Annotated in this window: 16 protein-coding genes and 2 pseudogenes; 7 read left to right on the top strand and 11 right to left on the bottom strand. The window is 57.0% G+C overall.

Features of this window, described 5'->3' with window-relative positions; all coding sequences use genetic code 11:
• Positions 1–2: 2 nt before the first annotated feature.
• The 5 genes from ACS4RR_RS22830 to ACS4RR_RS22810 are packed head-to-tail and all read right to left on the bottom strand — an operon-like array spanning position 3 to position 4,473.
• Complete coding sequence (locus tag ACS4RR_RS22830) at positions 3–773, bottom strand: class I SAM-dependent DNA methyltransferase (RefSeq protein ID WP_260110134.1); 771 nt, start codon at positions 771–773, stop codon at positions 3–5.
• On the bottom strand, positions 770–1,879 hold the full coding sequence (locus ACS4RR_RS22825; RefSeq protein WP_260057355.1) for a DegT/DnrJ/EryC1/StrS family aminotransferase: 1,110 nt from the start codon (positions 1,877–1,879) through the stop codon (positions 770–772). The genes ACS4RR_RS22830 and ACS4RR_RS22825 overlap by 4 nt, the downstream gene beginning before the upstream one ends.
• Complete coding sequence (locus ACS4RR_RS22820; protein ID WP_017967130.1) at positions 1,876–2,310, bottom strand: hypothetical protein; 435 nt, start codon at positions 2,308–2,310, stop codon at positions 1,876–1,878. Before ACS4RR_RS22820 ends, ACS4RR_RS22825 begins: the two co-directional genes overlap by 4 nt.
• Positions 2,311–2,338: 28 nt before the next feature.
• Positions 2,339–3,274, bottom strand: coding sequence for a glycosyltransferase family protein (locus tag ACS4RR_RS22815; RefSeq protein ID WP_260110136.1), 936 nt, complete (start codon positions 3,272–3,274; stop codon positions 2,339–2,341).
• A 2-nt stretch (positions 3,275–3,276) separates the two neighbouring features.
• Complete coding sequence (locus ACS4RR_RS22810) at positions 3,277–4,473, bottom strand: glycosyltransferase family 4 protein (protein ID WP_260110137.1); 1,197 nt, start codon at positions 4,471–4,473, stop codon at positions 3,277–3,279.
• Between the two features lie 589 nt (positions 4,474–5,062).
• Between ACS4RR_RS22810 and gmd the strand changes: the two genes are divergently transcribed.
• On the top strand, positions 5,063–6,124 hold the full coding sequence (gmd, locus tag ACS4RR_RS22805; RefSeq protein ID WP_017967134.1) for a GDP-mannose 4,6-dehydratase: 1,062 nt from the start codon (positions 5,063–5,065) through the stop codon (positions 6,122–6,124).
• Entirely contained in the window at positions 6,125–7,075 is a 951-nt protein-coding gene (gene fcl / locus ACS4RR_RS22800; RefSeq protein WP_311202874.1) for a GDP-L-fucose synthase, read from the top strand. It abuts the gene before it with no gap.
• A gap of 68 nt (positions 7,076–7,143) precedes the next feature.
• Here fcl and ACS4RR_RS22795 read toward each other — a convergent pair.
• A pseudogene (locus tag ACS4RR_RS22795) lies at positions 7,144–7,230 on the bottom strand (IS5 family transposase); the annotation flags it as partial.
• A 288-nt stretch (positions 7,231–7,518) separates the two neighbouring features.
• Between ACS4RR_RS22795 and ACS4RR_RS22790 the strand changes: the two are divergent.
• Positions 7,519–8,541 (top strand): class I SAM-dependent methyltransferase, encoded by a 1,023-nt coding sequence (locus tag ACS4RR_RS22790; protein WP_260110139.1) that lies wholly within the window; start codon positions 7,519–7,521, stop codon positions 8,539–8,541.
• Between the two features lie 149 nt (positions 8,542–8,690).
• The gene (locus tag ACS4RR_RS22785) at positions 8,691–8,819 is read left to right on the top strand and encodes a hypothetical protein (RefSeq protein WP_456189445.1); all 129 of its coding nucleotides are present in this window, start codon (positions 8,691–8,693) and stop codon (positions 8,817–8,819) included.
• A gap of 27 nt (positions 8,820–8,846) precedes the next feature.
• On the opposite strand, the gene ACS4RR_RS22780 is transcribed toward ACS4RR_RS22785, so the two are convergent.
• Entirely contained in the window at positions 8,847–10,829 is a 1,983-nt protein-coding gene (locus ACS4RR_RS22780; RefSeq protein ID WP_260110140.1) for an acyltransferase family protein, read from the bottom strand.
• A 1,355-nt stretch (positions 10,830–12,184) separates the two neighbouring features.
• Between ACS4RR_RS22780 and ACS4RR_RS22775 the strand changes: the two genes are divergently transcribed.
• Positions 12,185–12,316: a hypothetical protein gene (locus ACS4RR_RS22775; RefSeq protein WP_311202875.1), complete on the top strand. Its 132-nt coding sequence runs from the start codon at positions 12,185–12,187 to the stop codon at positions 12,314–12,316.
• Between the two features lie 128 nt (positions 12,317–12,444).
• On the opposite strand, the gene fba is transcribed toward ACS4RR_RS22775, so the two are convergent.
• Entirely contained in the window at positions 12,445–13,509 is a 1,065-nt protein-coding gene (gene fba / locus ACS4RR_RS22770; protein WP_260110141.1) for a class II fructose-bisphosphate aldolase, read from the bottom strand.
• A 406-nt stretch (positions 13,510–13,915) separates the two neighbouring features.
• Here fba and ACS4RR_RS22765 point away from each other — a divergent pair, with 406 nt between their 5' ends.
• Complete coding sequence (locus tag ACS4RR_RS22765) at positions 13,916–15,094, top strand: acetate/propionate family kinase (protein WP_456189444.1); 1,179 nt, start codon at positions 13,916–13,918, stop codon at positions 15,092–15,094.
• Positions 15,095–15,394: 300 nt separating this feature from the next.
• Positions 15,395–17,080: an ABC transporter ATP-binding protein/permease gene (locus ACS4RR_RS22760; protein WP_260110142.1), complete on the top strand. Its 1,686-nt coding sequence runs from the start codon at positions 15,395–15,397 to the stop codon at positions 17,078–17,080.
• A gap of 86 nt (positions 17,081–17,166) precedes the next feature.
• On the opposite strand, the pseudogene ACS4RR_RS22755 reads toward ACS4RR_RS22760, so the two are convergent.
• From ACS4RR_RS22755 to ACS4RR_RS22745, 3 genes and pseudogenes are all read right to left on the bottom strand, one after another.
• Positions 17,167–17,489: pseudogene (locus ACS4RR_RS22755) on the bottom strand (IS66 family transposase); the annotation flags it as partial.
• Between the two features lie 282 nt (positions 17,490–17,771).
• The gene (locus tag ACS4RR_RS22750; protein WP_260110143.1) at positions 17,772–19,091 is read right to left on the bottom strand and encodes a glucoamylase family protein; all 1,320 of its coding nucleotides are present in this window, start codon (positions 19,089–19,091) and stop codon (positions 17,772–17,774) included.
• 5 nt (positions 19,092–19,096) lie between these two features.
• Positions 19,097–23,008 carry a GH36-type glycosyl hydrolase domain-containing protein gene (locus ACS4RR_RS22745; RefSeq protein ID WP_260110144.1) on the bottom strand — a complete coding sequence of 1,304 codons (3,912 nt, stop codon included), beginning with the start codon at positions 23,006–23,008 and terminating at the stop codon, positions 19,097–19,099.
• Between the last annotated feature and the right edge of the window lie 16 nt (positions 23,009–23,024).

The following is a 23,024-nucleotide window of genomic DNA, read 5'->3' as shown; positions in this document are numbered from 1 at the left end:
AGTCAGCCCGCGTTCTTGCGCGCTACGACACAGACGCCCCAGGTTTCGGTCCCCGGTGTCGAACTGGACATCCACTCTTCGGCAATCACACGGCTCATCCCAGCATTCGTCAGGAGACGATCTATCTCGTTCAGGAAGAGGTAGCGCATGCGGTGGGTTTCGCAAACCATTTCGGTCTTGGCGCTCAGCTTCTCCGTCGCGAAGATCGTGTAATTGACATCCACGATATTCTCGGCGTCATGCACCACCGACTCTGCGACGCGAACGACGGAAATCTCGTCGTTTTCCAAGCGCTTGACGCGGGTACTCGGCCGCTGCCAAAGGACTGCTGGTCCGTACCAGAAGTCGAATATGAAAATTCCGCCATCTTCGAGATGGTGGGAGACAGTCTCCATCATCGCTTCGAGATCGGCATCGGACGTCTGATAGCTCAGAACATGAAAAAGGGAGATGACCGCCTGGAATCGCCGATCCGTCCGGAATGTGCGTGCATCGCCCAGCGTGAAATCAAGTTTGCCGCCCGACTGTGCCGCCTTCGGCATGGCCGCCGCAAGCATGGTTTCCGACAGCTCTACCCCCAGCACCCCATATCCGTCTTCTGCGATCTTCTCGGCGTGAATGCCGGTGCCGGAGCCTAGCTCCAGAATCTGCGAGATCGGGCCGGTGGCATAACGCCCCAGCAGAGCTTTCACATAAGCTGTTTCGCCCTCGTAATCTTTGTCCTTATAGAGAAGGTCGTAATACTGGGAGTACAATCCGAAACTGGTCGTCAACGGATGACCTCCGCCACGATACCCGCGACTTCGCGAATTTGATCTTCCCTCAACGCCATGCCGCTTGGAATATAGAAGCCGCGGCGCGCAAGCTTTGCGGCGATGGGAAGACCTGCATCCTTGAAGAATCCCATCTTCTGCAGAACGGGCTGCTCGTGCATCGGCCAGAAAAACGGACGGCTGCCTACGCCTTTAGCCGCCAATCGTTTCATCGCTTCGGCTGCGTCGAAATCGATCTCGTCCTTCAGAACGATGCCATAGACCCAATAGATATTCCGGGCATAGCTTGTTTCGGGCAACGGCAGTTGAATGCCGGGCAGGTCCTGAAGCAGATCGGTATACAGTTTGCCCATCGCACGTTTGCGCTCGACGAATTCCGCAAGGCGCTCAAGCTGCGCGCAACCCAGAGCCGCCTGCATATTCGTCATACGCATATTCCAGCCCAGTTCCTCGTGAACGAAGCGGCGGGCAGGCAGGAAGCAGAGATTTCGCAGGCTCCGAGATCTGTCGGCAAGGGCGTCGGAATCGGTGACGATCATGCCACCTTCGCCTGTGGTAATGTGCTTATTGGGATAGAAGCTGAAAATGCTGACATCGCCGAAACTGCCGCAAGGCTGGCCGTTATATGTCTGTCCATGCATTTCTGCAGCGTCTTCGATGATCTTGAGGTCGTGGCGGCGGGCGATCTCGTTGATCGCGGTCATATCGCAGGGCAGGCCGTAGATATGTACCACCATGATGGCGCGCGTCTTCGGAGTGATAGCTGCTTCGATCTTCGTCGGATCGATATTCCAGGTGAGGGGATCCGAGTCCACCGCAACCGGCACACAACCGGCTCTCACGATGGCTGCGGCACAGGAAATGATCGTGAAGGACGGCATGATGACCTCAGTGCCTTCCTCCAGGCCAAGCGCCATCATGCCAGCGTCGAGAGCCATCGAACCATTCGCAACGGCGATTGCGTGCTTGCGGCCGACAGTCGCGGCAAACTCACGCTCAAAGCGTGTGATGAAGGGGCCCTCGGAGGAAATCCAACCGGTCTCGATGCATTCCAGCAGATACTTACTTTCGTTACCGTTCAGCAGCGGCTCATTAACCGGAATCATTCGGCACCCTTTATCTTCAGTTCGCGCACTGACGGTACAAATCGCGTCTTGTCGGATTCCCCGGCGTAAGGCCCCTGCTTGACTTCGATGATTTCAGCTTCTTCGATAATTTCAAAACCATGTCCGCCGAAGGCGAGCAGTATGACGTCGCCTGCGCGCAGTATGGCGCTTTCGTAATATTCCTGCGCGTCGGAATAGAAGTCCACGCGGACTACGCCCGACTTTATAAGCAGGACTTCCTTCGTGTAGAGAACCTCGCGCGCGACGGCGTTGTGAACATGGGGTTGGATGACATAGCCCGTCGGTCGCTTCATATAGGCGAGTTGCTGCGAAAATTCGTCCGGCGTGAAGAATTGGATGCCATCGAACGTGTAGTTCGACCGCAATATCATGGCCTGCAGTTCGCCACCGTTCGTGATCTTTTCTATCATGTTTCTCTTTCCCAAATCGACCGATGCGTCAGGATGTCGCCAAACCGACTACTTTGCGTATGCGCTTGACCCCGGCCGAGAATACGAGCTTGTAAAAATCATTCATCCGCCGGCGGCGCATCTTTGCGAAAAAGCCCAACACGCGCAGTCGCATTTGTTCGTTAACTTCAACATCGATCTTTTGCAATTTCCCCGGCGCATGCCCGAGGTTGCCCGCGTAATAATCGACATCGCTGCAGTGGACTCCGCTGTCGTCAAACCCTGAGTTCTCCACAAGGCTCTGGCGAGGATAGAGGGTCAGCATATTGTCCAGATAAGCGCTGGCATGCCACCTGATCGCCCAAGATTGATTCTTGCCTTTGACTTGATTGCGCAGCATCGCGATGAAAAAGGCGTTCCCACCGTAGTCGAAAGCTTTGGCAAGGCCTTTCTCTTTCAGGCCCATCAGAAGCTTAGCCCCATTGGGTTCGAAATGTTTCCATGCCCGGGCCCACGTGGCCCATCCCCAACAGTCCGCCCCACGTAGGAAATAGCTCTCGGGAGCATCGTCATTGGGGACTGGATAGGCGTAACCGTGAATGCTGGCGACGCGCTCCTCATCTGCATAAAGATCCAGCCCCTGGTTCATATAGCGCAAGAAGTCAGGCGAAGTTATCAGATCATCCTCGACGACGATGACGCGGCCATATTGTTCGCACAGGCGGCCCACGCCATCGATGATAGAACCTGCAAGGCCATAATTTCTTTCACGTTCGACGACGGTGACCGACTTGAAACCCGTTACCGCCTTTGCCTGTTCACGGACCTGGCGCACGCGTTCCGCTTCTTTTTCATTGCGCTGACCGTCGCAAAAAATGAACAGCGGCGTCTGTTCCGCCAATTCGTTTGCCTGCAATGCAGCGACGGTTCGTGCCATATGCATGGGACGATTGAAGACAAAAAGTATGACTGGTGCGCATTCCATGATTATTCCCAGCATTTCCTGCGTTGCGCAAACTGCTCGAGCCTATGCACGAATAGGGTCTCGGCTTCGAGCCGCTCCGTGTCGATCGCCTTTAGCTGCTTACGCCCTTTTTCGATCAGATCAACTGCCACCGCAGGATCCCGAATGCGCAACATTGCTTCGGCCCACTGCTCTGCGTCATTAGCGTCGGCAAACAACGCCGCATCGCCGACCTGTTCATTGAGATGCGCCGAATAGATCAACGGGCGGCCGACTGCCCAGGCTTCCAACGGCGGTAGATTGGTCGGGCCAAAATAAGTCGACATCACGACGGCCAGAGCGCCTTCGTAAAGCGCGCGCATGTGATCAACCGGCACAAAGCCGAGAAACGTCACATTGTCAGAGACGCCTAACCGCTGCGCTTGCTGCTTGATCCGGGCCAAATTACCGCTGTCCGCACCCGAAAAGACCACGCGTATGTCGGAATTAACGGCCGTCTTTTTCTTTAACAACGAGACCGCTTCAAGAATGCGTATATGGTTCTTATGAGGCCAGAATTGCGCGGGATAGAAATAATAGCCATCCCTCAGCCCGTAATTGCCGAGCACGGCTGTCCGATCGATCGAATGCGCTTCACTTAAGAACGGAGAGGGCTCGAACGGCATCGCAATCATGCGCTCTTCGTCAATTCCGTAGCGAACGACGATTCTCTTCAGTAGCTGATGTGATGCCACCATGACGGCGACGGCACGTGGCAGGCATGTGGAAAAGTGCCGCTCTCGTTCTTCGAATCTGCCATCGGAGCTCACTTCTGGAAATTCGAGATCGTCCCGATGACAGAGATCAAGGACGGTCGTGATGTAGTTGAGCTTGCGGAAATAGGTCGGAGTTGAGGAATGGGTAACGAAATACGCTAGATCCATGCCTGCTTTCAGCAGCGCATTTTCGATTTTGCTTGCCATCCACGCTTTGCCAATTTCCTTGCGGCTCAGGCGGCGCAACACGGCGAGTGCAATTCGAGATAGCCTTCCGGCGGCAGGCAGGTATTCTGCGGGAACTTCAAGCCGCTTGAGATGCTGCAGATTGGCTTTGATCGTCGTGAAAGCCACGACCTCATGCTGTTTTCCGATGATACGCTGGAGTTGTACTATCGCATTGATTGCTTGATTGAATCCGCCACCGACCTGAATCGGGTTTTCTAACAAGATGCCAATTTTCATGCTTTGACTAACCTCGGCGTCTGCGCCAGCAGACGGCTACTTCACATTTCGATCAGGCCGGAGAACCGCGTCGTTTTTCACAGATAATCTGACACTGCGGATCTCGCTCCTCAATTTCTCGTCCCCATTGTAAGAGGGTCACAGCCAGCGGATGCTGTCACGAATTGATCGTCAGGGAGATCCGCAAAACGGCGCTCTCACCAATTGGCGCGAGGGGCCATCCGCGTCATCCATTCAGTTGCACCTAATTAATTCCTGGTATTCGCCTTAGCATATCCTGCGATCACGACAACACCCACAACGGCCCGGTCACAAGCAAAGTTGGACCTGTGTGGAGGGTGTCGTTGCAAACTCGAGACGGTGATCGACAATTTCTTCTATGGTGCTTGAATGGCCATCAAAATCTGGAGCGGGAAAGCAAACTGAAGGGCAAGGTGACCTCTTGCCCGATGTGTGCCAATCTCACGTCAACCGCGGAGATTGACGATACTCATTTCGCCAGCCTGGCCGCAGTTACATGGGGGTTGCACTCGTTCGGCCGTTTCCATAAACACGACCCGAAGATTGTATCGAAAGACGATGTGAAAAAATGACGAAAACCGCGCTTATTACAGGGGTGACCGGTCAGGATGGTGCCTACTTGGCCGAATTGCTTCTGAGCAAGGGCTATACGGTGCACGGTATCAAGCGGCGGTCGTCGTCTTTTAATACCGGCCGCATCGAACATATCTATCAGGATCCGCATGAGACACATCCTCGTTTCATCCTCCACTATGGCGATATGATCGACTCGACCAACCTGCTGCGGATCGTGCAGCAGACGCAGCCCGATGAAATCTACAATCTTGCCGCACAAAGCCATGTGGGCGTCAGCTTCGAAACGCCTGAATATACGGCGGATGCCGATGGCGTCGGGACGTTGAGGTTGCTCGAAGCGATCCGTATCCTAGGGCTCGAGAAAAAGACCCGATTCTACCAGGCGTCGACCTCGGAACTCTACGGTCTTGTGCAGGAAGTGCCGCAGAACGAGAAGACGCCCTTTTACCCGCGTTCTCCCTACGCCGCAGCCAAGCTCTATGCCTACTGGATCGTCGTGAATTATCGCGAGGCCTACGGCATGCATGCGTCGAACGGCATTCTTTTCAATCACGAAAGCCCGCTTCGCGGCGAAACCTTCGTCACGCGCAAGATCACGATGGCGGTGGCTGCCATCCATCTGGGGCGACAGGATAAGCTTTTCCTCGGCAATCTTGACGCCAAGCGTGACTGGGGCCACGCGCGTGAATATGTCGAGGGCATGTGGCGCATGCTGCAGCAGGACAAGCCGGATGACTACGTCTTGGCGACCGGTGAGACGACGAGTGTCCGCCAGTTTGTGGAGTGGGCTTTTGCCGACGTAGGCATTGCTTTGGAATGGAAGGGGTCCGGCGTCGATGAAAAGGGCTATGACGCCGCGTCCGGTGCGTGCCTTGTAGAAATCGATCCTCGATATTTCCGCCCGACAGAAGTCGATCTTCTGCTTGGCGACCCGACCAAGGCACGTCAGAAACTCGGCTGGCAGCACAAGACGCCGGTTCGCGAGCTCGCCGCTGAAATGGTACGGGAGGATGTCAAGCACTGGAAGGCTCAAAACAGCCGGAAAGAGATCTGAGTGTACGACCTGTCCAACAAGAAAATCTGGGTTGCCGGCCATCGCGGTATGGTCGGCAGTGCTCTTGTGCGTCGGCTTCAATCCGAAGATTGCAACGTCATCACGGCCACGCGCCGGGAGGTCGATTTGACGCGGCAGGAGGAGGTCGAGAAATTTGCTGAAGCAACCCGACCTGACGCGATCATTCTCGCCGCGGCCAAGGTTGGCGGTATCCTCGCGAACGACAGCTATCCCGCAGAATTTATCTATGACAATCTGATTATCGAAGCGAACATCTTCGAAGCCGCCCACCGGGCGGGAGTGGACCGGCTGCTGTTCCTGGGTTCAAGCTGCATTTATCCCAAGCTCGCTCCGCAGCCGATTCCCGAAGAGGCTCTGTTGACCGGTCCGCTTGAGCCGACCAACGAATGGTACGCGATTGCCAAGATCACCGGTATCAAGCTCGCGGAAGCATACCGTAAGCAATACGGCCACGATTACATTTCCGCCATGCCCACCAATCTATATGGCCCAGGCGATAATTTCGACCTGAATTCCAGTCACGTGCTGCCTGCGCTTATCCGCAAGGCGCATGCCGCGAAACTTCGCAATGACCCGCATATGGTGGTCTGGGGCACAGGAACCCCGCGCCGAGAATTCCTTCACGTCGACGACTGCGCCGACGCGTTGGTGTTTCTCCTCAAAACCTATTCGGGCTCGCAGCACGTCAATGTCGGCTCGGGCACAGATCTCGAAATTATCGAATTGACGCGTTTGGTATGCCGCGTTGTCGGTTACGAAGGTGAGATCATTCATGATCTTTCCAAGCCTGATGGCACGCCGCGAAAATTGATGAGCAATCAGAAGCTGCAGGACATGGGCTGGAAACCGCGCATTTCGCTTGAGGATGGCATCCGCGCTACTTACGCTTGGTTCCTTGAGTTCGAAAACAGATCTGATCCAGCGGTCTGATACCAGGTCGGTGATGACCGGCATTCCCTTTCTAGGCTATCCCGTGAATGATGGCAGCAGACCCGCACGGCAGCCGGAGCGAGGAATGCAGCGAATGACCTTTCCGTTTTGTCGTAACGGGTGGCGATGCGCCGAAACTGCTTGAGCCGGCTGAACAGAAGCGATCTGGGCTTGCCCGCCAGAATGGCCAGCAGGTCCGGAATGGCCTTGTAGCCTGAAGCTCCACCACCCGTCGGGATCAGGCCGAGAGGGCGGTTCGATCTGCAGTTTGCCGACGGAAGAGCAACTCGAGTACGTCGCGGCGGTCGGCAGGACAGTTCCGCCATTGAGGCGGGAGAGCCCGATAGGGCTAGCGCGGTAAGTATTGTGGAATATGCGAATATGCGCATATTCTGCGACTGGCGCTGCCAGACAAGACCGGTCGCGGGCCTCTGGGGGATCCCATGGAAACAATCGTCGAGGACGCCCATGCTGGCGTCGTGTCGCCCGAACTCGTGGTCGATGCACTGTTTGCATGCCGGAAGACGGCAGCGATCAGGGCGGCCATTGAGCTTGATCTCTTTACTCATATCGGCGAGGGCAAAACGGCCGCATTGCTGGCGTCGGCGACAAGCGCCTCGGAGCGTGGGGTGCGCATCCTCTGCGACTATCTCGTGGTCCACGGATTCCTGACAAAGGAGAGCGGCCAGTACCGAATGACGCCCTCGACCAGAATGTTCCTCGATCGCAATTCGCCAGCCTATATGGGCTCTGCCGTCGAGTTCGTCGCTGCACCCGAAATACTCGACAATTTTCTGTGCGATCCGGCCGCCATCGTGCGAAACGGCGGTTCGGCCGGACTTGCAAACCTTTCGGCGGACAATCCCGTCTGGTTGAAGTTTGCGCGCGGCATGGGCTCCTTCACGGGGCTCAGCGCCAAAATACTCGCTGACGAAATCTCCGGCTGGACTAGGCATCCCAAGAAAGTTTTGGACATTGCTGCAGGTCCAGGCTTTTTCGGGATCGAAATTGCGAAGGCCCTTCCATCGGCGGAGATCGTCGCGGTCGACTGGGCCGCCGTGTTGGAGCTGTCGAGGCAGAATGCGGAAAATGCCGGCGTGTCTGACCGGTACCAGACAATTGCCGGCAGTGCCTTTGATGTGGAATGGAGCACGGGTTATGATCTTGTCCTGCTCCCGAATTTTCTGCACCATTTCGATCTGCCGACCTGTGCCCAACTGTTACGAAAGATCGTCGCGAGCCTTGCAGAGGGTGGTCGGATCGTCGCGGTAGATTTCGTACCGAACGAAGATGGCGTGTCGCCGCCTTTTCCTGCGGCCTTCTCTTGGGAGATGCTCGCCAGCACGCCGGCGGGCCAGGCTTATACGCAAAGTGAACTGACTGAGATGGCAGGACTGGCCGGTCTTGCCGGCGTCATCGTCAAACCCTTGCCGCCAACTCCGGCAAGCCTCATCCTGTTTGAATAGCAGCAAGAGGTTGGCGCTCCCATCGTCCTCTATTACACGGGCGTGCCGTCAAGGCTGGCAGATGAACGTCATTGACGCAATCCCGGGCTACCACGCTGACGCTCAGGGATGCGCTGCAGGGCAACTATGCGACCGCTGTCTGATCGAACGTGACCCAAATGCACGCCGGCTCGATCGAGCTCAGCGACGTCTGGTATGAGGACGGGAAGTGGAAGGCGCTCATTGTCTGCTTCCAGTTCATGCGCGATGAGAACCAACTCACCGAGTCGATGGGGTAGTTCACCGTCTTCCCGGCGTCTGGCCGCTTAATCTGATGGAGAGGTGGAAGACGTTCGACCAGCGTTCGGCTGAGAACTTGCAGTTCGTTCGGATTGCCTGGCGTGCGGCAGTACCAGGAAATTGAGGAGACCGCCGCCCCGTAGGTCGGCGCTTCTCTTTTCCAAAATGTCACCAATCAAGGTCGTCAGAAATTCTGCCGTCAGATGGGTCCAGTCTGTCATAAACGGAACACCCCCGCTGCTGGTGAGGCATTTCTCCTTGTCGTAGTCGCAGTGAAGCTTGATGATATCGACGTAGTTGAATGCAAGATCAGAAGGGAAAAATGGCAGTTGCGCTATGGTCTGGTTGGCTGGTGGATAGGTCGCCAATCGCAGGCACGTAGAGGCATCAGATTTTGTCTGAAGCATTAGCCCCAGGCACGAGTGCAAGTCGTCTAGCTGGAAATAATCTCCGAAGACGTAAATTCGCGCGTTATCCGAGTGGCTTTTCATCCAGGAAAGAAGCTCAAACCTAAACGGGTTGACAGTGTACTCAAAAGGCCGATGACTCGTCAGGAATATCGCTTTCGTTCGGCTGAGCAATGACTTGTCGTTGATATATTTTTCAAAGGGAATGCAGTATTTGTCGTAAATGCTGGCGCGAGAGGGGGCCTTAACAATATCGTTCTTGATCTCCACCATGCAGTTTAAGTAGCTGATTGCCACGACTTGATATCGGTCCGCATCGATGTAACTTTTCAGCGCGACTGACCAGTTTCTGGCGTACGAGTCACCAATTATGAAGATAACGGGCTTCCCGGCTTGAATGTTGTTGTTCAAGCTTAGAAAAGTGCTTTCGAGTCGTGCTTCGTTCGTCTGCGCGAGAGATGGATAAACTTGATCCAACCTGTGAGGAAAACCGGCCATAGAGACTGCTGACACAACAGCAGCCGTGATGGTTACAACTGATGAGCTTAGGTAGATCCAGAGAGCGCGGCTTCTCCTGGTGCGGCGAAGGGGCTTTTCGATAACGACAAAGCTGACCACCGCGACCAAGACCGTCGCTGCGATGGCGAGGAGCTTATCGCCATTGTTGAAATTCAAGCTTGTCAGCCGCGCGAAGGCGAAGACCGGATAATGCCACAAATATAAAGAGTAGGATACTAATCCGGTGAGCGCCGCAGGTCGAGAAGCCAACAGGCGCCCGACCGCGTCCTGCTGACTGGTGAATGCGAGCACCAGACAGGTCCCAATGACCGGGATCACAGTTACCAAGCCAGGATGAATCGTGTCCTTTCTAAACAAGATGAGCGAACCAAGAACGAGGATAAGCCCGGCCGCCGCGAGTAACGGCCGAGGGCGAGTTCGTCCACGCCCCACCTCGTGATAGGCGAGAAGCGTTCCGGCCAGCAGTTCCCAAGCGCGGGTGAGTGGCGAGTAAAAGGCTTGTTGCTGATCATACCGTACCGTCACGACACACAACACAAAGCTGAGGGATGCCACAAGCAACACGCATGGCAAAAACCTTGATTTCAGGTATCGGCGCACGATCAGCAATAAGAGGGGAAACCCGATATAAAATTGCTCTTCGACGCTCAACGACCAGGTGTGAAGAAAAGGCTTGAGAAGGGTGTTGGGCTCCCCGTACTGGGCCGCAGTAAAATAGAAATAGATATTCGATCCGAATAGGAGCGACGAACCTATGGAATTCGCGAAATCCAGAAGTTCCGATGGTAATAAAAGGTAATATGCAAAGGGCATTGTCGCGAAAACGACTGCAAACAACGCCGGCAGAATTCTTCGCGCACGCCGAGCATAGAATTTGAGGAAATCAATACGCCCCGTTGCTTCGATTTCTGTCAGCAGAATTTGGGAGATCAGAAAGCCACTGATCACAAAAAACACATCGACGCCGATGTATCCGCCCTGCAGCAACGTGTGGCCGGCAACCGTGAACTCGGCGTGATACAGAATAACCGCGATCACCGAGATGGCCCTTAAGCCATCGATCTCTGGTCTGTGAACCTTCAATGCTAGCGCCTGCCTTCGATATCCAGAGCGTAACGTTGTCGCGCCCAACATTGGCGCTTTTGGGCTGCCTAACACAGAGATCCTGGAGGGAGAACAGTATAGCCTGATAAAAGATCTGCGGGCGCGGCCGATTTCAATCTTTATTATCAGTGCTGTTGTAAATCAGCATTCCGGAACCCTCATTAGTCTGCATTTGTTTTCCCAGTCGCTGACCAATTTTGTCTACGGGCCGTTCCAGAAGCGACAAGACGTCAGGCCGAAGCCGAAATCAATAGAAATCGAAATAAGCGCGTGTAATGCGTAAATGCTCGCCCGAGCCAAGATGTCAGCTCCGCTGACATCTTGCGCCCGTCGATTTAAATGATCAGGGCAGAAAAGGAAGCAGGCATTGGAGGAAGGGACGGGGAGGGCAGATAAAAGCAAAAGCGTTTCACTGGAAAAATCAACGCTTAAAATTTGGCTGGGGAACCTGTATTCTCACATCATGTCAATGGCTTATCGAAATACCCTCTGTTTTCCCGCCGCGAGCGACCGTGGATGTCACCTTTGTGCCCTGGCTTTGGGCCTCAGTCAACAGGAAGGCTATTGCGGCAATTATTTCCGCTTTCGACCCAAAGCGGACTTTATAGACACGTTCGCTGAAGGGCACTTTTGCCCCACCTTGCCCGCACTGGCGATGCCTGAGGCGTCAGATTGTTTCTCGTGGCAGCGTCTTGCAGCAGTCTGCTGGCCTGCTGGACCGACCGACTGAGTCAGGCCAACCGCCAGATCTGAAACTGGCCCTTGCACGGCTGGCATTTCCGACGATTGCCACGCCTTACGGTATCGCCGCGGTAGAGCGTGCTCGGGATTTCTGAACAGCCGGTATAAGGGTATCGAGCAGGTTCATCGCGTGTCCTCGTCCCAAGAACCGATGAATTCTCGCCGGGAAAAACGGCCCCGGCATTGCGTTCCTGTCCGTTGCCGTAGCAAGAATGCCCCCGGTGCATGCTTACCCTTCACCTGCGCTCTGCATCGAGGGGCCATTGTCGGCCCTGACACATGGCGAGCCATGAGAGACGCGTGACGGCGACCGCTCTGACGATGATTGTTGATTGCAGTGGGAACTGATGGTCATGTCCTTACATAATCCGGCATCAGTTCAGGATTAGCTGGAGACGCATGAATTCGATTGGTGTCAATTACCGCTGCGTGCCATCGATGTTGGCATGTACTTTATCTTGTTTTTTGAGATAGCGACCACTGCCGCGGCACTAACCTCATTCGCCCACCCGGATGCAAGCGACACTGCGTACACACATGGCATTCATGATGGCACTCACGAGTCACCGCGGCAATGAGGTGGCGAGATCGGTGTGGCCGTCACGCAGGAACTCGTCGTCCACCTGTCCGACATCGTGCTCAGGCGCAGCACGCGTGCGATTGAGGGAACGCTGAGGATGGAAGGCTTGGGCGAGGTCTGCGGGATTGCCGCAGCGGGGCTCTGATGGACGGAACAGCGACTTGCCGCGGAGATCGACGTCGTGACGTCGTTGAAGACTTCCATGGCCAGAGCCTGGATGAAATAGCAGAGGGCAGGGCAGCGGACGCTCCGGCGTCCGCTGCCCATTCGCTATCAATAAAAAGTCGGGTCTAGCGCGCCTGAGTTGTAACGCTTTGCCATTTCCGAAAGGGGAATCGGCCGGATTTGCGAAGCCTTGCCCGCCGTTCCGAACTGTTCGAACCGTTCCTTGCAGAGCTTCGTCAGCGCCGTCATCGCCGGCTTCAGATATTTGCGTGGATCGAATTCGCTGGGGTCTTCCTGCAGAATACGCCGGACCTGGCCGGTCATCGCCATTCGGACATCGGTATCGATGTTGATCTTGCGAACACCATTCTTGATACCGCCCTGTATTTCCTCGACCGGCACGCCCCATGTCGGCTTCATCTGACCGCCGTACTGGTTGATGATCTCCTGCAGTTCGATCGGGACCGAGGACGAGCCATGCATGACGAGATGTGTGTTCGGGAGCTTACGGTGAATTTCTTCGATGACGTTCATCGCCAGCACCGACCCGTCCGGCTTGCGGCTGAACTTGTAGGCGCCGTGCGATGCGCCCATCGCAACCGCAAGCGCATCGACCCTGGTTTCGCGGACGAATTTGACAGCTTCGTCCGGATTAGTCAGAAGCTGATCTTGCGAGAGCTTGCCTTCGGCTCCGTGGCCGTCCTCGGCTTCGCCCATGCCGGTCTCCAGCGAACCTAGGACGCCGAGTTCTCCCTCCACGGAAACGCCGCCGAGATGAGCCATCTCCGTCACCTGTTTGGTGACCCCGACATTGTAGTCCCAATCGGCCGGTGTTTTGGCATCCGCCTTCAGCGAGCCGTCCATCATGACGGATGTGAAGCCGGCTTGAATGGCGGTTATGCAACTGGACGGTGCGTTGCCGTGATCGAGGTGCACGCAGACCGGGATGTGGGGATAGATTTCGACGACGGCATCCATTATGTGCTTCAGCATGATGTCGTTGGCATAGGCTCGGGCGCCCCGAGAAGCCTGCATGATCGCGGGCGCGTCGAGCGAATCGGCCGCCTCCATAATCGCGAGGGCCTGTTCCATATTGTTGATATTGAATGCTGGCACTCCGTAGCATTTTTCTGCGGCGTGATCGAGCAACTGTCTTAATGTAATGCGTGCCATCAAGCTCTCTCCTTCTGAGCAGCCCGAAATGGGGCAGAAGATAAGTGCATGTATCCTCATTGTAGCGCGGATTGGTCGAAACCCGAAGCGTTACTGCGACCTCAGCAAATATAAAAGCCCGGCTCCGCATCGTACGGGGAGCAACTTCGCGCAAAAAGCGGCCGGCATTTGGCACAAGTCCAATCCTCGAGAACTATCTGGCCGGGAGACCACTTAGATGCGCGGTGACAAAAAGCAGCCGGTAAGATGAGAACCCTGATCAACGATCAATGGAGGCATGCCGACGCCGCGGGAATTGTGCTAATCTTGCATTCGGGTTTCCGTGCGCAGCCGACTGGCATCGTGCTCGCTCACGACGCTCTACGCCGCCGCCCGTCGGCGTAAAATAGAAGTGGCGGCCTGAGCTATGGACGCAATTCTTGTCATCAATGCAGGCTCGTCGAGCCTGAAATTTCAGATCTTCGAGATCGCCGACACTGGCCCCAAACGCTGCATCCGGGGCCAGATCGATGGCATCGGCATACGACCTCGTCTCGTGGCGAGCGCCGCCGATGGAACGGTCCTAGTCGATCGCCGATATACGCCAGACGTGGTCGACCACCTGCCGGCGGCCATCTCCGAAACCCGTGCCTGGTTGCAGACCCTCGAGGGGTTCACGCTCCGGGCAATTGGTCACCGTGTCGTCCATGGCGGTCCGGACTACGCAAAACCGATCCTGATCAACCACGACATCCTGGACACGCTCGCCACTTTCCAGGAGCTTGCGCCGCTGCACCAGCCAAACAATCTGGCGCCCATCCGGCTCGCCATGGAGATCAATCCGGATCTGCCGCAGGTCGCTTGTTTCGACACGGCTTTCCATCGCGGTCACGCCCCGCATACGGATTGTTACGCCTTGCCATCGACCTATTACGATCATGGCGTGCGCCGATACGGCTTCCACGGCCTGTCCTACGAATATATCGCCGAGCGGTTGACCGAAGTCGCGCCCGGCATCGCAGGTGGACGCGTTATTGTTGCCCACCTCGGCAGCGGCGCCTCCATGTGTGCGCTGAAGGAGGCGCGCAGCGTGGAGACGACGATGGGCTTCACTGCGCTCGACGGCTTGCCGATGAGCACCCGGCCGGGACAGATGGATCCCGGTGTCGTGCTGTACTTGATCGATCAAAAGGGCATGACCGCAGCGGAGGTGACCGATCTCCTCTACAGGTCGTCCGGCCTGAAGGGCCTTTCCGGCTTCTCAGGTGATATGCGCGATCTTCTTGTCAGCGCCGACGCGCGTGCCGCCTTCGCGATCGATCACTTCGTCCATCGCTGTGGGCTGAGTGTCGGCACGCTTGCCGCCGCGCTCGGAGGTCTCGACGCATTCGTGTTTACAGCCGGCGTCGGGGAGAACTCAGCCCAGATCTGCGCCCGCATCAGCGAACGGCTTGCTTGGCTCGGCGCCGAACTCGATCCCGCGGCCAATGAAGCGGGCGCGACTCTCATTTCCGCTCCGGCAAGCCGCGTTGCACTCTATGTTCTGCCGACGGATGAGGAACTGATGATCGCGCGCCATACGCTTGCGCTCATCACAACGTCCTGAAAGCAAACGCTGGGATTGCGCTTGGCGGCTTCTTCAGCCGCTCTCGACCCGATCCTGACCTTCGTGTTGCTGCCCGGGAAGGTCCGCAAAACCCAGAGGAGCAGTTCTTCGCTCGAGCGCGGAGTCGATGGGACAGCAGAGCGGGCAAATGACAGCAGACGGGAATTCCGTAAGTCGAATGCTGGCTAATCGCGATAGAGACCTAGGGTCAAGCAGCGGCAAGACGATTTCAAGTTAAGACGATCGTTCGCCGGTTGCAGCTGGGTCGTAAGTCATTGAGTTTGCCAAAGGGAGGATGACATGAATAGCCAGAAAATTCCGCTCAAGGTAACAGCAGTTCGCTTTGCGCGCGCGATCCGGGATTTTTCGAGCTCCGATGTCGGCAAGAAGGCCAATTTGATGTTTGCGGGGCTCGCTGCGCTGTTATTCGGCGTAAGCGGCCTCAACGTTGTCAACAGCTACGTCGGCCGAAACTTCATGACCGCGATTGCAGACCGCCAGACCCCCGAGTTCATCCGGCAAGCGATCTTTTACGTCGGTGTGTTCGCTGCATTGACAGTTTTTTCGGTCATCGCACGATTTGTCGAAGAACGGCTGGCACTACTTTGGCGCGAATTCATAGCCCGGCGCGCTGTGACACTTTATCTCGCCAATGGCACCTATTACCGCCTGGATGTCTCGGGGCAACTTACCAACCCGGACCAGCGGATCGCGGATGACGTTCGCGCGTTCACCAGCACGACGCTCTCCTTTGTCCTGTTACTGTTCAACGGCACTCTGACGATAGTGGCCTTTTCCAGCGTGCTGTGGTCAATCAGCCCATTGCTGTTTGTCGTGGCTGTCCTCTATGCGGCTAGCGGCTCTTATCTGACGGTTCTGCTCGGACGGCCGCTGATCAATCTGAACTACGATCAACTCGACAAGGAGGCCAACTTCCGCTCCAGCCTCATTCATGTTCGGGAAAACGCCGAGTCGATCATCCTGGAGCGCGGCGAGGGGCGACAGCAAATTCTCCTGTCGCATCGACTTGACGATGTGGTCGCAAACTTTCGCCGAATTACGGCCGTCAATCGCAACGTGGGGTTCTTCACCACCGGCTATAACTGGCTAATCCAGATTATTCCGGCTCTGATCGTCGCTCCGGCATTCATAAGAGGAGACATCGAGTTTGGCGTGATCACACAGTCGGCCGCAGCCTTCGCGATGCTCGTAGGCGCGTTCTCGCTGATTGTCACCCAGTTCCACTCTATCTCGAACTTTGCCGTACTGGTCGCTCGGCTCAACTCCTTACTGGAGGCAATCGAACAATCACAAACAACCGCGGAGTCGACCATCGAGATTGTCGAGCGAGGGGGGTGTTTGGCCTACGAGCGGCTATCCTTGCTGTCATCAAACGGCACTCCTCTGCTGAAGGAGTTGTCGGTATCGATCCCGCTCGGGACCCTCGTGTTGCTCACCGGACCTAGCCAGGCTCCGGGGACGGCGTTGTTCAGAGCGACGGCGGGCATTCCGACGCCCGGCACAGGGCGCATAATTCGCCCTGGTTCCAACGACATCGTGTTTCTCAAGCAACGCCCTTATCTGCCGCCAGGGACGTTGCGCCAGATTCTTGTGCCTCTGGAGAATGCAGGCGAAATTTCGGATGACCGAATGTTCCAGGTGTTGCGCGAACTTGATCTCGAACGGGTCGTGAGCCAGGCGGGCGGGTTGGATAAGGAACAAGGCTGGGAAATGTCGCTTTCGCTGACTGAGCAGCAGCTCTTAGCCGTTGCGAAAGTTCTGCTCGCGCCGCCGCAGGTCGTCTTCCTGGATCGAGTCGACACGACACTGGGGTCCGAAAAACTCCGCAAGATCCTGCGCCTCCTTTCCGACCGTTCGATCACCTGCATCAATAGCGGAGAAGCCAACGACGCGCGTGATCTGTATCACGCGGTCCTTGAGTACAGTGAGGATGGTCGCTGGACGTGGGCACCGAACCGAGTCTGATCTTTACTGAAATGGCCCGCAAGAACTACCGACCAATCACGGTCAAGAAGGCCTGCAACGGTCAGAGGAGCTGTTTCGGGAATTGTTTACGCGGCCGCAGCAATAGCTGCCGGCCTTGCGCCTTCCAATTCCACGATAGAAAATCGTCGGTCATGCCGGCCGGATGGTCGGCGATACGGGCAAGTACATCGGCAAGCCAAGCCTGCGGATTATGTGGTTCATTTTTCGCTGTGACGATCAAGCTATAAATCGCGGCCCGCTGACCACCGCGGTCAGAACCGGCAAACAGCCATGCTTTTCTTCCCAAAGCCACGCCGCGCAGCGATCGCTCTGCTCAATAATTCGACGAGCAGATGCGGCCGTCATCGAGGAACCGGATAAACGTGGCCCAGCGGTTCAGCATGTAATTTTCATGAGGGATTAATTGGCGCAAACTAATAAGGCCGAGCGCGCAAAACAGGGCAGCCGCGGGGAATATGTCCCGCAGCCATGTCAACGATGACCAGTCTCTAGCCAAGAGAGCGCCTTCCTTTCGCTTGGAGCCGAAAAACGGGATTTCGTGGTGAACGAAATAGCCGGCGATGCGTTGTTCGACCCCTCGAAATCGGGCGCCTCACCTGAAGCCCATCCTCTGCTTTGAAACGAGGGCGGTAGTCGGCTCTATCCGCGCGAGACGATACACACATCCGACCTAGAGCCATCCCCCCGAAAAACCTGCTCGGCGCAACCCGGTCACAATGGGCTTGCATTGGCGCATGATGTTCCAGAGCAAGCCGGTCCGATAGTTTTCGATCATCAGCACCACCGGTCCTTGGTCAATGCCAAAGTGATAGGGACTTACCCACCATCCGGTCGGACTGGCTTCCATGGAATAGGTCTGGTTGAACGACGGCTTGAAACCGTAAAGCCGGCTCATGCCGAGATTCATCCGCGCAAAATTGCCCACCGTCGGCACGACGATCTCCGGCGCGAACGGCAGCGAGGCGACAACGACCCAGGGCGCCACGGTCCCATCATCAGGTCCGAAGGGGGCGCCTCGGGCAATGTAGTCGAAGAACTCCCGATCGACCCCATCGATCGTTCGCTTGCCCCAGCCGGGTCCATCGCAGGCGGTGAATCCCCAACAATGCTCCCCATAGCCTGCGAAGTTCATCGGGTTGCGAATTGCGTATTCCTGCTGGACATATGTCGCATGCCGGCTGTTTTCGAAATAATCGGTGTCATGCTCGCGCATGAACGCATCGCGTATGCCTCGAAAATCTATCCACATATGTGACAGCTGGTGGGTGAAGAGCGGTCCCGAATATAGCAGTTCCCGGCCGTAGATATTCCTCCATTCGTAGCTCTCGGTGTAGGCGGCGTAAGATTCGGGCGGCAGCGGGTGAGTTGGGGATCCGAGACCAATGATGTAGAGAAGCAGGCCTTCATCATAGCCGCGCCATCGATAGGGGATGAAGCCGCTCTCCGGACGCCAGCCATGCGTCAAGGTTGCGCCGCCGTCGCGGGCCCAATTCCAATCGGCCCGCTCGTAAAGCGCCGTTGCGAGCCCGCGGATTTCCGCCTCATCGGCCGTATCCCGATCAAAGTAGGTGGCAACGGTCAAGGCGCCCGCAAACAGGAAAGCGGAGTCGATTGTCGACAGCTCGCATTGCCAAACTCGGCGGCCCGTTTCGATATCCAGAAAATGATAGAAGAAGCCCTTGTAACCTGATGAATCCGGCTCAGGTCCCTGCGGGCATGCCATCAGGTATCTCAGGCGGCTGCGGGTGATCTTTGCCGCAAATTCGCGGATGAGGACGCCGCGCTCCACAACCACGGGGATGGTCGCCAGCGCCATGCCGATCGCCGCGATGCTTGCCGGGGCGTTCGGTTCTGTCTTGTCGCGGACGAGGCCGTTGTCCGGATTGGTGCAGTGGAGATAGTATAAGACAGTGGTGAACTGCAGCCGACCGAGATCCTGGTCGGTTGGCATGCGGTCGAGATCGGCGTCGGTTGAGAGCGTTTCGGGCATGGCCGCTAACCGACTATGACGTGGACATCGTGCGTACGTCCGTCTTCCGCAAGCCGGACGGCTCCGTTCGCGACGGGTTCACCGTCCAGCGTGACTGAATGGACGCCTCGGCCGATGCCCTTTGTGTTGTCGAAACGGATTCGATAGGTCGTCGATCCAGCTCGGTATGTGATCTCATAGGATGGCCAGCTTTCCGGAACGCACGGTTCAAACCGCAGCAACCGCCCTTGCTGGCGAAACCCAAGGATCGCCTCGAGCGCCGCGCGATAGAACCAACTGGCCGATCCAGTGTACCAGGTCCATCCACCGCGCCCCGTGTGCGGAGGCGCGCCATAGATATCGGCGGCGACCGCATATGGTTCGACCTTGTAGCGTTCGACTTGATCCTTCGTTGCACCGTGATAAATCGGATTGATCAGGTTCCAAAGCTTTAGCGCGAGATCGCCGTCGCCCTGCAAGGCCGTCGCCCAGACAACCCAGGTTGCCGCATGCGTGTATTGCCCGCCATTTTCACGGATGCCGGGGACATAGCCCTTGATGTAACCGGGCTGCAGCACGCCTTCGTCGAAAGGCGGGTCGAACAACTTGATCAGCTTGTCTTGCTGGCGCACCAGCCGGTCGTGGACCGCACGCATTGCCTGCGAAGTGCGTTTCACATCGGCCTCGCCGGAGATGACGGCCCAGGCTTGCGGAATGGCGTCGATCTGGCATTCGTCGTTCAGGGATGACCCAAGCGGCGTGCCATCGTCAAAATATGCCCGGCGATACCAGCCACCGTCCCAGGCTTTGGCTTCCAAGGCAATGCGCAGGGCCTCGGCTCGTTCGCGGCACCAGGCGGCACGGCTTTCATCTCCGCGTGACGCTGAAATCGTGGCAAATGAATTTAGGACCGTGAGAAAGAACCAGCCGTTCCAGACGCTCTCGCCCTTGCCTTCGGCGCCGACCTTATTCATGCCATCGTTCCAGTCACCTGTTCCCATAAGGGGAAGTCCGTGACTGCCTAAACGGTAGCCATGCTCCAGCGCCCGGACGCAATGCTCGTAGATGGTGCCGGACTGTTCGCTGGTCGCTGGTTGGTTGAAGTCTTCCTCCTGGTCGTCTCTCAGCACCGGTGACGTGATGAAGGGAACAGTCTCGTCAAGCAGTTGAACGTCGCCCGTCGTGGAGACATAATGGTGAACGACGAGAGGCAGGAAATACAAGTCGTCGGTGATCCGGGTGCGAACGCCGACGCCAGATGGCGGGTGCCACCAGTGCTGGACATCCCCCTCCTCAAATTGGCGCGCCGCCGATCGCAGGATGTGTGAGCGGGCCTCGCTCGGCACGCTGTAGACCAGTGCCATCACGTCCTGCAGTTGGTCCCTGAATCCATACGCGCCGCCAGACTGATAGTTGGACGTGCGCGCCCATACGCGGCATGCCAAAACCTGGTACAACAGCCAGCGGTTCATCATCAAGTTCAAGCCCGCGTCCGGCGTCGAGACCTGAATTGTGTTCAGAATGTCATCCCACTGGCGGCAGACAGCCGACAGGCTCGCGGCTGCGCGCTCGAGGTCGCTATGCTCATGGACGAGCCTACGGACCTCATCGAGGCCGGCAGCCTCTCCAAGGACGAAGACAACCTCTCTGCTTTCGCCGGGGGGCAGGGAGATATCGACCATCAGCGCGGCGCAGGGATCCAGTAGCGGACCAAAACGTTCCGCCAGATCTATTCGCTCCAGGGCCGACGGCTGAAACACGAAACCATATTTGCCGAGAAACTCTCTACGGTCGGCCGTGGCCGACCTTGCCGGCTGACTGGCGCCTGCAAACGCCAGCTTTCCGGCAAAATCGCCGGCCCAGGGATTGTTGGCTACGATCGCACCGGATCTGGCATCCCGCTCGCAGACGATCCGCGTTGCTGTCTCTTCGCGCTGCGACCCAAGCACCCACTCGGCGAAATAGGTTGCGGTCACATGCCGAACGCGGGTGTCCTCGTTGCTAAGCCTGAGACGCATGATTTTGACCGGATCGTTAGGCGCGACCGATACCGTCAGCTCTTGCTTGAGATGACGACTGTAACTTGCATACCGGCTGTAACCTTGGCCGTGACGAACAGTCACGACCGCACCGGGACCGAGCGGTAGGGGCGTCGGCGTCCAGACATCGCCGGTTTCCTCATCCCGCAAATAGAGGACCTCGCCCGGTGCATCCGTAACCGGATCGTTCGACCACGGCGTCAGCCGGTTCATCTGGCTGTTCTCTGACCAGGTGTAGCCAAGACCGGCTTCGGTTGTCAGGCAGCCATAATTAGGATTTGCGATCACATTGGTCCAAGGCGCCGGTGGCAAGGCGGGGGCTCTGGGGCTGACCGCATCCACGCGCACGACATACTCGCGTCCGTCGGGCGTGAAGCCCCCGAATCCGTTCCAGTGCTGTAAATCCTCGAGCGCGTCGGGATGTGGGGCCGCAGGTTGCCCGCTCACCCGAACGGCTAACGTCTGTGAAAGAGGTGGCAGAGCGGGGGAAGGCAGGTTGAGCTGATGGGCAAGTGTGCCGCTGCTTCCCAGCAGGACGATGCGCGCTGCCGCGGCGATGGTCGCCACGTGATCGCTTTCGGTATCGGGTTCGGAAAGGACAAAGATTCCGCCAGGTTTACCGATCATTTCGGCGTGCGGGCCTGACTGCAGCGTTTCAGTCTGTCGCTTGGCGCTGGCTGCGCTGTCGTCGAGTAGTACCAGGTCGAATCTCAGGCCCCTACGACCGGCGAAATCGTGGCCCATCGTCACTTGGCTAACCAAGGCATCATCCCTGTCGCCAATGGCTCGGAGAAGCACGATCGGAAGGTCGCCGGAGATACCATGGGCCCACAGAGCGGTTCGATCCAATCGATCTCTCTGGGGCTGCCCAGCCGCCTGCCGCATGGCCGGGTTCGCGAATACGACATTCCCGGCCAGCCGATTGAACAGCGAGACATCGCCAGATTTCAGGTTCGACGTGCGAAGCTCATTTTCGTATGTCTCTGAAGCGTCGGAGAACGCTCGCTCGACCGTGTCGAACTTGGCATATCTTTCGGCGATGAGTTGCACGGCTGACTTGTCATCTGTAGCGCCTGTGACAAAGGCCACGCGTGCCTTGGCGCCTGGCGCCAGACGAACCGTCCGCCGCAGACAGAAAATCGGATCGAGGACGGGGCCAGTCGTTCCGGAGAGCGATGCACCCGCGTCGAATACGACGGGGTTGGCCGTTGTCCGGCCCCGGCCAAGAAATCTCAGCCGATCGGTTTCATATTGGACCGCTTGGGAAGACGGCAGGTTCGATGAAGAAACGTGAACTGCCCATGTGGCTTTCTCCTCGGCAGCACGGGGCCTGCGGCGCGCAAATAAGGCGCCTGTCGCCTCGTCATATCGTGTTTCGACAAAAAGCTTGGCAAAACCCGGATGCGCCATGTCCGCGCGACGATTGTTCAGGCAAACTTCGGCATAGCTTGTCAGTTCGAGGATTCGCTCCCGTGTGCCATGGTTCGTGACCGTGAGCATACGCACTTCCGCATCCAGATCGGGTACGACACAGATTTTCGTGAGGATATCAATGTCACCGGCATGACAGCGGAATTCGGCCCTGTCTCCGTAAAAGGCGTGCTCATAGACATTCGAGGACCGAAACAATGGCTGCTTTCCGATGGACCAGAGCTCGTTGTCAGTCAGATCCCGAACGTAACAAAATTGGCCCCAGCAATCACGGGTGCTGTCCTCGCGCCACCGGGTGATGTCGAGCCCTTGCCATGTTCCGTAACCCGCCCCGGCGGCTGTAACCAGGACACTGTACCGATCGTTGGAAAGCAACGCGACAGCGGAACTCGGATCCGCCATTTCCGCGACGCTATCGTGTCTCGCCGCCGCCTCGGGGTTTCTGTGGCCGTGAATTGATTTTACCATCAACGTTTTCCCACTT

The organism is Rhizobium zaerense (genome assembly GCF_051810725.1).
Classification (GTDB): Bacteria; Pseudomonadota; Alphaproteobacteria; order Rhizobiales; family Rhizobiaceae; genus Rhizobium; species Rhizobium leguminosarum_I.
The sequence above is the reverse complement of the archived record's forward strand: the minus strand, read 5'-3'. Positions and strand labels throughout refer to the sequence as shown.